The following is a 15,069-nucleotide window of genomic DNA, read 5'->3' as shown; positions in this document are numbered from 1 at the left end:
CGGGTTGCGACCGAGAACGGCCGTCCTCCACGACGAGTCCCTTCTGAGCGTCTCTCCACGGTCGCTGTGTCCGGCTCCGGGAGGCGGTGGGCGCGGAGCTTAGGGTGACCGGATGACCTCGGCCCCGCCTCCACCTCCTCCGCCCCGTCGGAGGCTCCGCCTCGGGCTCGGCGCGGCGGTCGTGCTGGCGATCGTCGCGCTCTCCACGGCCGTCGGCCTCGGCCTGGTGCAGGGGCAGCCGTCGTCCGTCGAGGCCGTTCCGCTCGCGGAGAGCTCGGCGTCGGTCGAGTCCGCGCCCGCGGAGATCTACGTGCACGTGCTCGGCGCGGTCGAGCACCCGGGCCTGTACGTCCTGCGCACCGACTCCCGGGTCGTCGATGCCCTCGCGGCCGCCGGCGGGTCGACGGATGCCGCCGACCTCGTGGGTGTCAACCTCGCCCGACGGGTCGAGGACGGGGAGCAGATCCTGGTCCCGGTCGTGGGTGCCGTCGCCGGCCCGTCGGCGCCGCCATCCGGAGACGGGACCGTCGATCTGAACACCGCGGATCAGGCGGCTCTGGAGCAGCTCCCGGGAATCGGGCCGGCGCTGGCCGAGCGCATCGTCGCGTGGCGCGAGGACAACGGTCGGTTCCGCACGGTCGACGATCTCCTGGCGGTGCCGGGGATCGGGGAGAAGGTCTTGGAGGGGCTGCGAGACGGGGTGCGCGTGTGACAGTCGCTTACCCCTGGGGATCGCAGGTCAGCGTGGCATCCGTGATCACCTGGGTCGCCAGCTCCCGCTCGGACTCGAGCGGATCGCGTCCGTCGACCAGGAGCTGGACGCTCTCATCGGACAACTCGGAGTCGTAGACGTACTGCCCGACGCAGGGGTAGAAGTCCGGCATGTCGTCATAGGTGGTCAGACCGTTCGACCGGTTGATCTCCTCCGCGGACGCGCCGATCTCCTCAGGTGTCGGACGGCTCTCACTGGCGCTGCTCGGCGCGTCCGATGGCTGGGCGCTGGCTGGGGGCGCGCTTTCGGCGGGCAACGAGTCGTTCAGCGCCGACGAGGCCAGCACGAGCGACACGATGAGCACGATGACCCCGATCACGGCGCCGACGACCGACACGACCATGCCGACGATCGACGGCCACTTCGCGGCGTTCTTCGTGAACAACCCGATCAGCGACACGACGAACCCGGCGAACAGGATCACCGCGCCGACCACGAACAACACCGGGATGAAGGCGAGAACGGCGCCGAGGACGGCCAGGCCCAGCCCGATGAACCCGAGGACCGGCGTCGGCCGAGAAGCAGCGTCAGGGACCTGTTGCGCAGGGGCGGCCGACCCGTATGTCGGCGCCTCGGGATGAGGCGGCGAGGGATTCGTCGGAGCCGAAGGGGGAGCGTAGGCGTCGGTCCACCGTGCTCCGTCCCACCACCGCTGGCGCCCGGAACCATCGTCGTACCACCCAGCCGGGACACTCATGCGCTCTCCTCCTCGTCGCGGCAGCGTCCGCCGCGCGCGAGTACCCAGGCTACTCAATCGCTTCCGACGAGGTCGTCACCGCGTCCGACGCCGGCGGTCTCCTCCATCAGAGAAGTGCTCCTCCACACCCTGACCTCCAGGGTCGTTGTCCTCTGCTCGTGCGGCGGTGGTCGCGGCGGGCGGAGCGGGCACCGGCGCGACTCTAGGGTGATCCGATGCATGAGAGGCAGCGTTCGTCCCTGGGGTCCGAGGAGGGATCGGCGTGACGCGCGATCTGCGCCTGCTGCCGGTGGCGGTCGGTGCCTGGGGTGTGGCCCTGGTCTGCGTGTTCGTGCCGGGAGCGGCGGCGTGGGTGGCGGGTGGATGCCTGGCGGCCGCGGGGATCATCGGCGCCGCTCTGGCGATCCGGCGCCGCGCAGTCGCGACGATCGGGGGACTGGTCATCGTGGTTCTCGCGACGGCGGCGGCCGTGGCGTTCACCGTGTTCGCACAGTCCGCGGGCCGTGACGCCGTGCACGCGTGGGGAGGCAGAGCCGTCGAAGCGGTCGGTGAAGTCTCGTCCTCGGCGTCCGTGGGACGCGATGGGCGTCTGTGGATGGACGTGCAGCTGAGCGGCATCGGTGCGCCCGGGGCCGTGGCGCCGGCGGCCGGTCCGGTGCGCATCGGCATCGAGGAAGGGGAGGGGTTCGTCCTCGGTGCGCAGGTGCGGGTGACCGGAGAGAGTGCGGAAACGGATGCGGGGGAGCGGGCGGCCCTCGTCGTCTTCGTCGCCGCGGGAACGGTGGAACGGTCCGCACCGGGCGTCTTCGGATTCGCTGCAGACCTCCGCCGGTCGTTCGTGGAGCGCGCGACGCGGCTCCCGGAACCCGGCGCCGGGCTCCTTCCGGGGTTGGCGGTGGGCGACACGACCGCTGTGCCTGCCGCCGTCGACGCCGACATGCGTACGAGCGGCCTCAGCCACCTCACCGCCGTGTCCGGGGCGAACTGCGCGATCGTCGTCGCTGCGGTCTTCGGGATCGTGGCGTTGAGCGGCGGGACGCGAGCGCTGCGGGTCGTGCTCGCCGCCCTCGCCCTGGCGGCCTTCGTCGTACTCGTGACACCGGAGCCGAGCGTCATCCGGGCCGCCACGATGGCCGCGGCGGGCATGCTGTCGATCCTCGTCGGGCGGCCGAGCGCAGGCGCCGGAATCCTGGCCCTGTGTGTGGCCGTACTCCTCGTCGCCGATCCCTGGCTGGCGTCGGCCCCGGGATTCGCGCTGTCCGCCGTGGCCTCCGGGGCCCTCATCCTGCTCGCCCCGGCGCTGGCGAACGGGATCGGGCGCTGGCTGCCCGGTCCGCTCGCCCTGGCGATCGCCGTGCCTCTGGCGGCGCAGCTCGCGTGCGCGCCCGTGATCGCGTTGTTCGCGGAACAGCAATCGCTCGTCTCGGTCGTCGCGAACCTCCTCGCCGAGCCGGCCGCGCCGATCGCCACGGTGATCGGGCTGCTCGCCTGTCTCGCTGCGCCTCTCCCACCCGTCGCGGATCTGCTCGCCGCGTGCGCCTGGCTGCCGTCGGCGTGGATCGCGACCGTCGCGCATGTCACTTCCGGGCTCCCCGGCGCTCAGGTGCTCCTCCCCGCGGGTCTCGGGAGCGCTGCCCTGGTCGCGCTGGTGAGCGTCGCGATCGCCATCGTGTGCTGCCGCGGAAGACCGCGCCCGGACGTCGTGACGGTGCGCTCTCGTCCGCGGGGCACGTCGACGTCCGGCGGCGTCCTCACCATCGTCCGATGCGTGGCGGCCGGCGTTCTCATCGTCGTGGCGTCCGTCGGCACCTCCCGCGCGTTGGTCGACGGTCCGCTCGCTCCGCTCGTGACGCCGCACGGGTGGGCGATCGCCGCGTGCGACGTGGGCCAGGGCGACGCGATCCTGGTGCGTTCGCAGGACGCGATCGCCCTCATCGACACAGGTCCGGACCCGGCGGCGCTCGACGCATGCCTCCGCTCGCTGAGCGTCGATCGCATCGACCTGCTCGTGCTCACGCACTTCGACGCGGACCACGTCGGGGGTGCGGCTGTGCTCGAAGGGCGAGTGGACACCGTGCTGCACGGACCGCCCGCCGATGGCACCGATGCGCGCGTGCTCGACGACCTGGCGCGGGCGGGCGCTGCCCTCCGGGCAGCCGGCGCCGGAGACCGGGGCGCTCTCGGCGAAGCGTCATGGCGAGTGCTCTGGCCGCGGAAGGGCAGCGTCGCCTTCCCGTCGGGCAACGATGCGAGCGTCGTCACCGAGTTCGCCGGGGGAGGCGTGCCCCGTGCCCTGTTCCTCGGCGATCTCTCCGCGGTCCCGCAACGCGCGCTGTTCCGCGGTACGCCGTTGACACGATACGACGTGGTGAAGGTCGCCCATCACGGGAGCGCTGACCAGGAGCCCGCCCTCTACGAGGCTCTGCAGCCGAGCGTGGCGCTCATCACGGTCGGCGCGGGAAACGACTACGGGCACCCGCGTCGGGAGACCCTGGAAATGCTGTCGGCTCTCGGCGCGCACGTCTACCGCACCGACCACGACGGCCGCACCCTGCTCGGCATCGAGGACCATGCCCTCCGCGTCTGGACCGACGTCGCGCCGCCCTGAGCGCCATTCACGAGGCATCGCACGTGGCTCTCAACTTCGAACGGCTCCCAGCATGCGCCGGGAGCCGTTCGATGCCGCGCTCAGTGGGTCACTGCAGCGTGAACGTTGCGCGTCCGATCTCGGTCATGCCGAGGTCGTTAGAGGCGACAAGCTCTACCGGGGTTGCCTCGTCGTCCAGCTCGTAGGCAACAGCGTTGGCGACAGTGCCGCCCTTCTTGATGTCCTGCAGCTGGGTGTCGAGGAACTGCTCGTCCGGGAGCATTCCGACGCCGAGCTCGTTGACGGCGTTCGGGTCATTGTCTTGGATCGCGGTGAAGGTGCCGATCCACGCGGTGGACGGATCGATCGTGTCATCGGAGTTGTTCGTGACTTCGTACCAGAAAGCGATGACAGGCTTCTCGCCATACTCGTTGCCTGGTTGGCCGACGGCGATCTTCTTCGTGTCGGTGATCGTGATCGTGTACGCGGGCAGGGTAAGGACGTTATTGGCAAACGATGCATCGGTTGTCGTCTCCGACTCATCCGAGGTGTCATCGCTCGACACTGCAGTGGTCGTCTGCGGCTTCGGCTCTGCCGCAGGTGCTGAGCAGCTACTGAGCAGAAGTGCCATGGTCACCAGAGCGAGCACGGCGGAATTGTTTTTTGACAGGCGCATCAGCGCGTCCCCCAAGCGTAAGTGAGATTGCTGACCTGACGTCAGCAGTCTCACGCTAGCGTTGGACGGACGGGCTGGAGATCGCCAGATGAGCGAGCCGGGGCGATTGTTATCAGCACGTCATCATCTGGGGCGAATCGTCTCCGGTCCCTCCGTGAAACACGATTCGGGGTGTCGACGCTCGACGATCGCCTGCCGATCGGCTCCGCAACTGCGTTGTGGGCGGCGTGGTGATTGGAAGGCGCAAGTTCCCGCGTCTGGACCGACGTCGCGCCGCCCTGAGGCGGGTGTCCGACGCCGCCGGTAGGCTGGTCCCATGGCAGCTTCCCGTCCTCCCTCCCGCGGCGGCGCGAAGGCCACGAAGATCCCGCAGGTGTCGTGGCGGGAGCCTCATCCCGCTCCGTTGGTGCTCGTATCCGGGCCGGAAGAAGTCTGCGCCGAGCGCGCGATCGCCGGGGTGCGCGACTACCTCCGTGCCGAGGATCCGGCGCTCGAGGTCAGCGACGTGCGTGCCGACGACTACGCTCCCGGCACGCTGCTCTCCCTGACCTCGCCGTCGCTGTTCGGAGAGCCGCGACTGGTCCGCGTGTCCGGCGTGGAGAAGTGCTCCGACGCGTTCCTCCAAGAGGCCATCGGGTATCTGGAGAACCCGCAGGAGGGCGCGACCGTCGTTCTGCGGCATACCGGAGCCAGTGTCCGCGGGAAGAAGCTCCTCGACGCCCTCCGCGCGGGGACCGGCGGTGGGATCGAGATCGCCTGCCCCGCCATCAAGCGCGACGGCGACCGGGTCGACTTCGCGGCGGGGGAGTTCAAGGCGGCCAAGAAGCGCATCGCTCCGCCGGCACTCCGAGCGCTCGTCTCGGCATTCGCCGACGACCTCACCGAGCTCGCCGCTGCATGTCAGCAGCTCATCGGCGATGTCGACGGTGACATCACCGAAGAGGTCGTCACCAAGTACTACGGCGGCCGGGTCGAGGTGTCGGCGTTCGTCGTCGCCGACACCGCCATCGCCGGTCGCTACGGGGAGGCTCTCGTGGCGCTCCGCCATGCCCTGTCCTCCGGTGCGGACCCGGTGCCGATGGTCGCCGCGTTCGCGATGAAGCTGCGCACCATGGCGCGCGTCGCCGGCAATCGTGAACCCAGCAGGCAGCTCGCCCCGCGCCTCGGGATGAAGGACTGGCAGGTGGACCGCGCGCGGCGAGACCTGGCGGGCTGGAACGAGCGCTCCCTGGGAATGGCGATCCAGGCGACCGCGCGCGCCGACGCCGAGGTCAAGGGTGCGGCGCGCGACCCGATCTTCGCGCTCGAGCGCATGGTGACGGTCATCGCCACCCGTGAACCGTTCGGGGGCTAGGGCTCTCGCCTCCCGGAAAGCAGAAAGCCCGCCTCATGAGGAGACGGGCTTTCCGGAAGTCGGAAGCTCAGAGAGCTGCGACCTGCTTGGCGATCGCCGACTTGCGGTTCGATGCCTGGTTCTTGTGCAGCACACCCTTGCTGACGGCCTTGTCGAGCTTGACCGAGGCCTTCTTCAGGCTCTTCTCTGCTGCGGCCTTGTCGCCGGCGGCGACGGCCGCGCGGGTCTGGCGGACGAGAGTCTTCAGCTCGCTCTTCACGGCCTTGTTGCGCGCGTGAGCCTTCTCGTTGGTCTTGTTGCGCTTGATCTGCGACTTGATGTTTGCCACGTGTGGACGCTTTCTGTACAGGAGTTATTCGGAGTGCCGGCAGCAGAAGAGGGCTGCTGCACGGCGGTCGTGAGGGAAGAACCCACACGCAAGCCAAGAGTCGAGTCTACCAGCACCGGATGGGATCGTGCGAAACGACACCGACCGGACGAGACGCCGTCGCGCGGAGGGTGGGACCGGGTGCAGAATCATCCTCAACGACGACGACGTCAAGGAGCCCGATGACCCCCCTCAGCACCGACCCGACCGCGCGTGCGCGGCTCCGCTGGTCCGCCGCCACCTCATCCATCCAGATCGAGGGTTCCCGCCGTGCCGACGGAGCGGGCCGGTCGATCTGGGACGACGAGATCGCGAAGCCCGGACGCATCCGCGACGGCTCGACGGCGGAGCCGGCGTGCGACAGCTATCGCCGTGTGGCGGATGACGTCGACCTGGTGGCCGGTCTCGGACTCGATCGGTACCGGTTCTCGATTCCCTGGGCGCGCGTGCAGCCGGACGGACGCGGACCCGGGAACGTCGCGGCGCTGGACCACTACGCCCGCGTCATCGATGCTCTGCTGGAGGCCGGAGTCACACCGTTCCCGACGCTCTACCACTGGGAGCTGCCGAGCCGCGTCGAGGCCGACGGCGGCTGGCTCACCCGTGACACCGCCGAACGCTTCGGTGAATACGCCGCCCTCGTCGCCGCCCGCCTCGGAGACCGGGTGTCGTCCTGGTACACCCTGAACGAGCCCGCCATGACCACCCTGCAGGGCTACGCCGTCGGCGCGCTCGCACCCGGCAGGCAGCTCCTCTACGGTGCGCTCCCGACCGCCCACCATCAGCTGCTCGCCCATTCCCGAGCCGCTGACGCGCTGCGACACCAGGGTGCGGAGAGCGTGGGGCTCGTCAACAACCACACCTGGGTCCTGCCGCTGCGGGACACCGAGGAGGATCATGCCGCAGCCGCGGTCTACGACCTCCTGCACAACCGGCTGTTCAGCGAGCCGCTGCTCTCCGGGACGACACCGGACCTGGAGGCGCTCGGGCTTCCGCCGCTGCCCATCCTCGGTGATGACCTCGCACGCATCGCGGGATCGATCGACTTCTACGGCGTGAACTTCTACAACCCGACGACCGTCACCGCCGCCGCTTCCGGGAACGACATCCCGTTCGAGATCGTGCCGACGCCCGGAGTCCCCGTCACCGGGTTCGGTCCCGAGTGGCCGATCATGCCGTCCGCGCTGCGTGCTCTCCTGATCGACCTGCACCGCCGCCACCCGGACATGCCACCGATCGTCATCGGAGAGAACGGAGCTTCCTTCCCGGAACCCGAGGTCGCCGGTCCTGTGGAGGACATCGACCGGATCGCCTACCTCTCCGCGCACATCGACGCGGTGGGCGAGGCCATCGACGCCGGCGTCCCCGTCGAGGAGTACACGGTCTGGTCGCTGCTCGACAACTGGGAGTGGACGGACGGCTACACGCAACGGTTCGGTCTCGTTCACGTGGACTTCTCGACGGGGGAGCGCACCCCGAAGGGCTCCTACGGCTGGTATCGCGAGCTCATCGGGGGCGCTCGTGCGGCCCGCAACGCCGAGGCGGCACGAGCGTGAGCGGTACCTCGGGCGTCGCCACCCGCAGGGCGGGCCTGCGCTGGATGTCGTTGTTCACCCTCGCCTGGCTCGCCATCTGGACCGTCCAGCTCACCCCGGTCCAGCTCCTCCTCCCGCTGCAGCTCGACACTCCGGAGGACGACTGGATCCGTGGCGTCGTCTCCTCCGGGATCGTGCTCGGAGTGGGTGGCCTCGCCGGTGTCGTCGCCGGGCCGCTCGCCGGAGCGCTCTCGGACCGCGCCCGTGCCGGCGCGCACCGGCGTCGCCCGTGGGCTCTCGGCGGTGTCGTGCTCACCGCCGCGTGTCTCGTGCTCACCGGATTCGCCGAGGGACCGTGGGCGGTCGGCGCCGGCTGGATCGGCGTCTCGATCGGTGTCGCCGTCTCCTCCGCCGCGTTCACCGCTCTCATCGCCGACCAGCTCCCGACGACGCAGCGCGGCGCCGCCTCCGCCGCGGTCGGTTCGAGCCAGGCGGTCGGCATCGTTCTAGGGGTCGGGCTGGTGGTGCTGCTGGGCCTCGACATCGTCGCCGGGTATCTGCTCCTCGCCGGCATCATCGCGGCGGTGGGCATCGCCGCGGCGCTGCTGCTGCCGGACCCGCCGAGCACCGAAGCGCTCCGTCCCCAGCGCATCGGGCGTCCCCGCCTGGCGTCGCTCCGCGACCGCGACTTCGCCTGGATGCTCTCCGGCCGGCTCGTCACCAACATCGGCAACGCCCTCGGGACGGCCTTGTTCCTCTTCTTCCTGCTGCACGGCCTCGGGCAGGAGAGCGCGACCGCACAGGACAACCTCCTGCTCCTCATCGTCGTCTACACCGTCTTCGTCGTTATCGCCTCGGTGATCACGGGAATCATCTCCGACCGCACAGGCGAGCGGCGTCGACTCGCGGTGGCGGCCACGGTCGTGCAGGCGGCATCGGGTGTGGTGATCGTGGCCCTGCCCACCTTCGAGATGACGATGATCGCCGCAGCACTCATGGGCGTCGGCTACGGCGCCTTCTCGACGGTGGGACTCGCGTTCGCGGCCGATCTGCTCCCGGATGAGCAGGACCACGCGCGCGATCTCGGCATCGTGAACGTGACCGCCGCCCTCGGCCAACTCATCGGGCCCGTCCTCGGAGCCGGGCTCGTCGCGCTGGCCGGCGGGTTCTGGCTCGTCTTCCTCGCGGCGGCTGTCCTGTCGCTCGTCGGGGGAGCGCTCACCGCCGCCGCGCGGCCCCGAGTGCTCTCAGCCTGACGCCGTGCGCTGCTCGATCGTCGCGATCGCGAGCGCGAGGACGGCATTGAACACCCGCGGGCGCATGGCCGTGAGAAGGTGCGTGGTCCGCGGCACGACGATGAGCTCGGCCTCGGGGGCCAGACGCCGGAACAGGGGCTCGTTCAAGCGGAGCTGATCGTACTGGCCGTTCACGAACCACAGGGGTACGTCGATGCGGGGGACAGCGGCGGCGACGTCCAGAGCGGCGAGGCTGCGGAGCGTCTGGTCCTGGATGTCGAGCGCATAGCCGCCGGCGGCGAAATCACCGCGATTCTCCTCGGGGATCGTCGCAGCGAGCATCCGCTGCGTCAGCCACATGCCACGGTCGGGCAGGGAGTCGACCGCCCTGGCGAACAGTCGGTATGCACGCAGCCCCGCGCCGCGGGGCAGCGAGGTGCACGCCGCGGCGACGAGTCCGTCGACGGGGGGAGTCTCCGCGCCACCGGTGTATGCCAGGGAGAGCAGCCCGCCCATCGAGTGCCCGACGAGCAGCACGGGGCCTCTCTCGGCCGCGGCGCGGACGGCCGCGTCGATCGTGTGCAGCGCCTCGTGGAGGGTGAAGTCCTCGTCCATCCGGCTGCCGTGGCCGGGGAGGTCGACGGCGGTGACGGGGAGCTCGCGTGCCTCCAGGTACTCGATCTGCGACCGCCACATGGTGGCCGACGTGCGGATGCCGTGCACGAGGACGGTCTGGACGGTCACGCCTTCAGCATAAGGAAAGCGGGGCCGGTGGATGAACCACCGACCCCGCTTCGACACGAGAGGGCCTTTACTTCAGGCAGATCGCGCGCATACCTCCGATGAAGCACGTCTTGGTGCCCATCTTCCCGCCGCCGCCGTCGCCCTGCGGTATGGGCTTCACGACCGCGCCTGCCGAGACACCAGACCCCAACACCATGACGGCCGCAACGCCGAGGGCGAGCACTCCCGCGCGAATCTTGTTCTTCATCGATCCTCCGATCTCGTTTCCGGCCACTCGTTTCGGAAGCCCCCGGCGGAGCCGGGACCTCCCCGCCGAAACGGAGACCATACCTTTCGCGCGACGACGATACACGAAGCGGGGCCGGTGGATGGACCACCGACCCCGCTTCGACACGAGATGTGTCAGAGGATGTTACTTCTCCCAGCCGACGTTCTCGACCGGCGTGATGCCGAACAGGTCGAGACCCACGTAAGGCTCCGGGGTCAGGTTAGCCAGACCCTCCTGAACCGTGTAGATCTGCGGGCCGTTGTACAGCGGGATGAGACCCCAGCGCTTGTAGATCTCGGGCTCGAGCTCCATGGCGGCCTTGGTCTGCGCCTCGGGGTCGCTCTGCGACTCGACCTTGTCCTTGATCTCCGCGTCGAGCTCGGCGTCACCGACACCCGACAGGTTCAGACCGGAGTCCGAGCAGTAGAGCTGGCAGAACCAGGCGGCACCGAACGGGTCGGACGAGGTGAAGCGGAGTCCGGAGACGTCCCAGTTCTTCGAGGTGTAGTCGTCGGAGAACTGGCTGGCGGGACGCACATCGACCTTGACGTCGATGCCGATCTCCTTCTCCTGCGCCTGCAGCGACTGCGCGAGCGCCTTGGCGGTCGCGGTGTCGTTCCAGATGGGGTAGACGACGGAGAGCTTGACGCCGTCCTTCTCGCGGATGCCGTCCGAGCCTTCGGTCCAGCCGGCCTCGTCGAGGAGCTTCTTGGCGCCCTCGACGTCGAACTCCCAGCCGGCGGCCTTCATCGAGTCGGTGTAGCCGGGCTGGAAGGAGAACAGGGTGAGCGAACCGGCCGGGTCCTCCTCGTAGCCGAGGCCGTTCCAGGCGATCTGCTTCTGCTGGTCGATGTTGATGGCCTTGAAGAACGCCTCACGGACCTTGACGTCCTCGAACTGCGGCTTCGTCGCGTCGACCTGCAGGATGGTGTTCGCCGTCTGCTGTGCGCGGTAGACGACCGCACCGTCGACGTCCTTGACCTGGTCGATGAGCTCCTGAGAGCCCGTCTCCACCATGTCGACCTCGCCGTTCTTGAAGGCGTTGACGCCAGCCTGGCCGTCCATGCCCGTCATGGTGACCTTGTCGAGCAGCGGAGCGTCGCCCCACCACTCGGGGTTCGGCTTGAAGGAGATGTAGCCCTTGTTCGCGTCGAACTCGTCGACGGTGTACGGGCCGGCACCCCACTCCGGGTGCGGGTTGTCGATCATCGCCTCGTTGAAGACGTCCGGGTCGGCGAGGGCCGGGTGGATCACGCCGCCGTTGAACGGCATCTGCGGCCAGGCGAACTCGCCCTTGAAGGTCACGATGGCCGTCTTGGGGGAGTCGCCCTGCTCGACGGACTCGATCTCCTTGTAGCCGTCGGTCGCGTTCGGGTTGAAGCCCTCGTCGTAGGAGCGGTTGGCCTTCCACGTGGCATCGATGGCGGTCCAGTCCATGTCGGTGCCGTCGTTCCAGTGGGCCTCGTCGGTGAACGTGAACGTCAGGACCGTCTTGCCGTCCTTGACCTCGTTCTTCCACTCCGACAGGTAGTTGTCGTTCTTGTACTGCGTGCCGTCCGGCTCCATCAGGATCAGCTGCGGCGTGTACCACGCGGCGATGCGGGCGGTGTCCGCGCTGCCGTCGCTGTTGAATGCGTTGAGCTGGTCGGGGACCTCGCGGATGGCGAAGTTGACCTCGCCGCCTTCCTTCAGGTTCTCGCGGGGCTGCGGGTTGTAGTTCGCCATCTCGACTTCGGCAGCTTCGCCGTTGTCGCCGCTGTTGCCACTGCCGCCGTTTCCGGCAGCGCACCCGCTGATCGCGAGTGCGAGAACGCCGGTGAATGCCAGCGCTCCCATCAGCTTGTACTGCTTCATGGTGCTCCTTTCGCCTTACGGCGTGTCATAAAGGGAAGAATAGTTCGAGCCTCATACCGGTACGCCGCCGTGCGGTGAATGGCGCCTAACCGTTATCGGACGGTGACCACTCTCGGCCCCGGCCGTGCCCGTGTCAGACCGTCGCCGGCTTCGTGCTGACCGTGTCGGGATCGAACACGACGCGCTGCCGCGTGCGCTCGATATCCGGGTCGGGGACCGGGATCGCCGAGAGCAGAGCCTTGGTGTACGGGTGCTGCGGATTGTCGAACACCTCGTCGACATCGCCGTGCTCGACGAAATCACCGAGGTACATCACGGCGACCCGATCGGCGATGTGGCGGACGACGGAGAGGTCGTGCGCCACGAAGAGGTACGACAGCCCGAGCTTGACCTTGAGCTCATCGAGGAGATTGATCACGCCGGCCTGGATCGACACGTCGAGCGCGGAGACCGGCTCGTCGAGAACGACGATCTTGGGGTTCGTCGACAGCGCGCGGGCGATGCCGATGCGCTGTCGCTGACCACCCGAGAACGCCTGGGGGAAGCGATCGCGATGCGCCGGATTGAGGCCGACGAGATCCATCAGCTCACCGACACGACGGTGCACCTCGGCGCTCGGCGTTCCGATCGCGAGAAGCGGCTCTGCGATGATGTCGGCGACGGTCAGGCGAGGATCCAGAGCACCCATCGGGTCCTGGAACACGATCTGGATGTCGCGACGCAGAGCGCGCTCGACCTTGTGGCTGCGGATGTCGTTGACACTCGTGCCGGCGATCACGATGTCGCCCTCGGTCTGCTTGACCATGTCCATGATCTGCAGCAGCGTCGTCGTCTTGCCGGAGCCGGACTCGCCGACGATGGCCATCGTCTCGCCCTCGCGCACGTCGAAGCTGATCCCCTTGATCGCGTGGACCTCACCGACCTTGCGCTTGAGGAACGCCCCCTTCAGAAGGGGGAACGTCTTGGTGAGGTTCTTCACCTCGAGCGTGATCGGCCGCTCCTCGCGGGGAAGGCGCGTGAGGTCGCTCTCGGGGACCTCGCGCACGGGGTACACCGGTAGCCCGCCGAGCATGCCGCCATCCTCGATCTCGTCCGCCCGGATGCAGGCCGCACGGTGTTCTGACACGCCTCCCGTGTGAACGGGGAGAAGCTCCGGCTCCTTCGCGCGGCAGGCGTCGATCACGATGGGGCAGCGGTCCGCGAACGGGCACGCATCGGGCAGGTCGATGAGCAGGGGCGGGTTGCCCTTGATCGGGGTCAGAGGCTCCTTCTCGGCCTTGTCCACGCGCGGGATGGCGCCGAGGAGTCCGATCGAGTAGGGCATCCGGGTCTTGTGGAACAGCTCCCTGACCGGGGCCTGCTCGACGGGCTTGCCCGCGTACATGACCATGACGTCGTCGGCGGTGCGGGCCACGACACCCATGTCATGCGTGATCATCATCACGGCCGCGCCGGTCTCGTCCTGTGCCTTCTCGATGAGGTCCAGGATCTGTGCCTGAATCGTCACGTCCAGAGCAGTGGTCGGCTCGTCGGCGATGATCAGCTTGGGGTCGTTCGCCATCGCGATGGCGATGACGACGCGCTGGCGCATGCCTCCGGAGAACTCGTGGGGGAAGGCCTTCATGCGCTTCTCCGGCTCCGGGATCCCGACGAGCTTGAGGAGGTCGATGGCCCGGGCGTTGGCCTCTTTGCCGCTCATGTTGCGGTGCACGGTCAACGCCTCGATCAGCTGCGTGCCGATCGTGTACACGGGGGTCAGCGAGGTCAGCGGGTCCTGGAAGATCATCGACAGGCCGTTGCCGCGGATCGTGGAGAGCTGCGCGTCCGTCTTGCCGATCAGCTCCTGGCCGTCGAACATGATCGAGCCCGACACCTTGGCGTTCTCGTCGAGCAGGCCCATCACCGCCAGGGAGGTGACCGACTTGCCCGACCCGGACTCTCCGACGATGCCGAGGGTCTTCCCGGCCTCGAGGTCGAAGGAGACGCCGCGGACGGCGTGGACACGGCCGGCCTCAGAGGCGAAGCTGACGTTGAGGTCGCGGACGGAGAGGATGGGGCTCATGCGCGGCCTCCAGCAGCCGAGGTGGGATCGAGGGCATCACGCAGACCGTCGGCGATGAGTGCCATCGACACGGTGAGCAGAGTGAGGACGAGGGCCGGGAAGTAGAACAGCCACGGCGAGCTCGTGATGGTCGTGCTGCCCTCGCCGATCAGGGAGCCGAGGGAGACATCGGGGATCTTGACGCCGAAGCCGATGAACGACAGACCGGTCTCGGTGGTCACGGCGGCGACGATGCCCAGGGTGAAGTTGATCACCAGCAGTGATCCGATGTTGGGGACCAGATGCCGCAGGACGATGCGTCCGCCACGGACCCCCATGTAGCGCGCAGCCTGCACGTACTCGCGTTCGCGGAGCGACAGCGCCATCGTCCAGATGATGCGCGCGGGGAAGAACCATCCGACGAAGATCATCACCAGGGCGATGACCCACCAGACGCCGCCGGAGTCATTCGAGACGACCGACAGGATGAGGAAGGTCGGGACGACCATCATGAAGTGGATCACCAGAAGAGCGATGCGCTCGAACCAGCCGCCGAAGTAGGCGGCGGCCGTGCCGACGAGTGCCGAGAGGATCGTCGTGCCGAGCGAGACGGTGATGGCGATCATGAGCGAGCGCTGCAGACCGACAGCGGTCTGCGTGTACGTGTCGTTCCCGGCGCCGTTGGTCCCGAACCAGTGGTCGGCCGACGGGGGCGAGCTCAATGCCAGGAAGTCCATGTCATTCACCGCGTAGCGCGACAGCAACGGTCCGAGCGTCGCGAAGAGGATCAGGACGAACAGCACGATGATGCCGCCGACAGCGGGCTTGTTGCGCAGGAACCGGCGCGTGTACAACGTCCACTTCGAGAGCGACTTGTCGGCGGGCTGCGGAGGCCCGACGGGCGGCTCGACGAGGGGATCGATCATTTCCGTGGTCATT

At 68.6% G+C, this 15,069-nt stretch carries 13 protein-coding genes; 5 read left to right on the top strand and 8 right to left on the bottom strand.

All coding sequences use genetic code 11. The annotated features are described in order from the left end of the window. Positions 1 to 112 precede the first annotated feature (112 nt). Positions 113 to 712, top strand: a complete 600-nt coding sequence (locus tag BLU02_RS03055; protein WP_060921454.1) for a ComEA family DNA-binding protein — start codon at positions 113 to 115, stop codon at positions 710 to 712. Positions 713 to 719: 7 nt separating this feature from the next. Here BLU02_RS03055 and BLU02_RS03050 read toward each other — a convergent pair whose 3' ends face one another. Beyond that, positions 720 to 1,469: a DUF2510 domain-containing protein gene (locus BLU02_RS03050; protein ID WP_060921455.1), complete on the bottom strand. Its 750-nt coding sequence runs from the start codon at positions 1,467 to 1,469 to the stop codon at positions 720 to 722. A gap of 262 nt (positions 1,470 to 1,731) precedes the next feature. On the opposite strand from BLU02_RS03050, the gene BLU02_RS03045 reads away from it, so the two are divergent. Further along, the gene (locus BLU02_RS03045) at positions 1,732 to 4,077 is read left to right on the top strand and encodes a ComEC/Rec2 family competence protein (RefSeq protein ID WP_231919625.1); all 2,346 of its coding nucleotides are present in this window, start codon (positions 1,732 to 1,734) and stop codon (positions 4,075 to 4,077) included. Between the two features lie 88 nt (positions 4,078 to 4,165). On the opposite strand, the gene BLU02_RS03040 is transcribed toward BLU02_RS03045, so the two are convergent. Further along, positions 4,166 to 4,705 (bottom strand): DUF5067 domain-containing protein, encoded by a 540-nt coding sequence (locus tag BLU02_RS03040; RefSeq protein ID WP_197676698.1) that lies wholly within the window; start codon positions 4,703 to 4,705, stop codon positions 4,166 to 4,168. 343 nt (positions 4,706 to 5,048) lie between these two features. Here BLU02_RS03040 and holA point away from each other — a divergent pair, with 343 nt between their 5' ends. Further along, positions 5,049 to 6,086, top strand: a complete 1,038-nt coding sequence (holA, locus tag BLU02_RS03035) for a DNA polymerase III subunit delta (RefSeq protein ID WP_060921458.1) — start codon at positions 5,049 to 5,051, stop codon at positions 6,084 to 6,086. Positions 6,087 to 6,153: 67 nt separating this feature from the next. Here the strand turns inward: holA and rpsT are convergent, their stop codons facing one another. Next, a complete protein-coding gene (rpsT, locus tag BLU02_RS03030) occupies positions 6,154 to 6,414 on the bottom strand; it encodes a 30S ribosomal protein S20 (RefSeq protein WP_060921459.1) in 261 nt (86 codons plus the stop codon). Between the two features lie 221 nt (positions 6,415 to 6,635). On the opposite strand from rpsT, the gene BLU02_RS03025 reads away from it, so the two are divergent. Further along, entirely contained in the window at positions 6,636 to 8,009 is a 1,374-nt protein-coding gene (locus BLU02_RS03025) for a glycoside hydrolase family 1 protein (protein ID WP_060921460.1), read from the top strand. After that, a complete protein-coding gene (locus BLU02_RS03020; RefSeq protein WP_060921461.1) occupies positions 8,006 to 9,244 on the top strand; it encodes an MFS transporter in 1,239 nt (412 codons plus the stop codon). The genes BLU02_RS03025 and BLU02_RS03020 overlap by 4 nt, the downstream gene beginning before the upstream one ends. Here BLU02_RS03020 and BLU02_RS03015 read toward each other — a convergent pair. From BLU02_RS03015 to BLU02_RS02995, 5 genes are all read right to left on the bottom strand, one after another. Next, positions 9,236 to 9,967 (bottom strand): alpha/beta fold hydrolase, encoded by a 732-nt coding sequence (locus BLU02_RS03015; RefSeq protein WP_060921462.1) that lies wholly within the window; start codon positions 9,965 to 9,967, stop codon positions 9,236 to 9,238. The genes BLU02_RS03020 and BLU02_RS03015 overlap by 9 nt on opposite strands. Before the next feature lie 67 nt (positions 9,968 to 10,034). After that, positions 10,035 to 10,214, bottom strand: a complete 180-nt coding sequence (locus BLU02_RS03010) for a hypothetical protein (RefSeq protein WP_060921463.1) — start codon at positions 10,212 to 10,214, stop codon at positions 10,035 to 10,037. Between the two features lie 165 nt (positions 10,215 to 10,379). After that, complete coding sequence (locus tag BLU02_RS03005) at positions 10,380 to 12,089, bottom strand: ABC transporter family substrate-binding protein (protein ID WP_060921464.1); 1,710 nt, start codon at positions 12,087 to 12,089, stop codon at positions 10,380 to 10,382. A 133-nt stretch (positions 12,090 to 12,222) separates the two neighbouring features. Next, positions 12,223 to 14,151, bottom strand: coding sequence for an ABC transporter ATP-binding protein (locus BLU02_RS03000; protein ID WP_060921465.1), 1,929 nt, complete (start codon positions 14,149 to 14,151; stop codon positions 12,223 to 12,225). After that, positions 14,148 to 15,068: an ABC transporter permease gene (locus BLU02_RS02995; protein ID WP_060921466.1), complete on the bottom strand. Its 921-nt coding sequence runs from the start codon at positions 15,066 to 15,068 to the stop codon at positions 14,148 to 14,150. Before BLU02_RS02995 ends, BLU02_RS03000 begins: the two co-directional genes overlap by 4 nt. Position 15,069: the final 1 nt, after the last annotated feature.

This window comes from Microbacterium paraoxydans (assembly GCF_900105335.1).
GTDB lineage: Bacteria > Actinomycetota > Actinomycetes > Actinomycetales > Microbacteriaceae > Microbacterium > Microbacterium paraoxydans.
Note: the sequence above shows the minus strand (reverse complement) of the source record. Positions and strands in the feature narration are given on the sequence as shown.

What these genes read in the sequence shown, in the direction of transcription:
- BLU02_RS03025 (WP_060921460.1), top strand. Translation starts at nt 6,636, where the DNA reads ATGACCCCCCTCAGCACCGACCCGACCGCGCGTGCGCGGCTCCGCTGG.
- BLU02_RS03000 (WP_060921465.1), bottom strand. Translation starts at nt 14,151, where the DNA reads ATGAGCCCCATCCTCTCCGTCCGCGACCTCAACGTCAGCTTCGCCTCT.
- BLU02_RS03010 (WP_060921463.1), bottom strand. Translation starts at nt 10,214, where the DNA reads ATGAAGAACAAGATTCGCGCGGGAGTGCTCGCCCTCGGCGTTGCGGCC.
- BLU02_RS03055 (WP_060921454.1), top strand. Translation starts at nt 113, where the DNA reads ATGACCTCGGCCCCGCCTCCACCTCCTCCGCCCCGTCGGAGGCTCCGC.
- BLU02_RS03005 (WP_060921464.1), bottom strand. Translation starts at nt 12,089, where the DNA reads ATGAAGCAGTACAAGCTGATGGGAGCGCTGGCATTCACCGGCGTTCTC.
- BLU02_RS02995 (WP_060921466.1), bottom strand. Translation starts at nt 15,068, where the DNA reads ATGACCACGGAAATGATCGATCCCCTCGTCGAGCCGCCCGTCGGGCCT.
- holA (WP_060921458.1), top strand. Translation starts at nt 5,049, where the DNA reads ATGGCAGCTTCCCGTCCTCCCTCCCGCGGCGGCGCGAAGGCCACGAAG.
- BLU02_RS03050 (WP_060921455.1), bottom strand. Translation starts at nt 1,469, where the DNA reads ATGAGTGTCCCGGCTGGGTGGTACGACGATGGTTCCGGGCGCCAGCGG.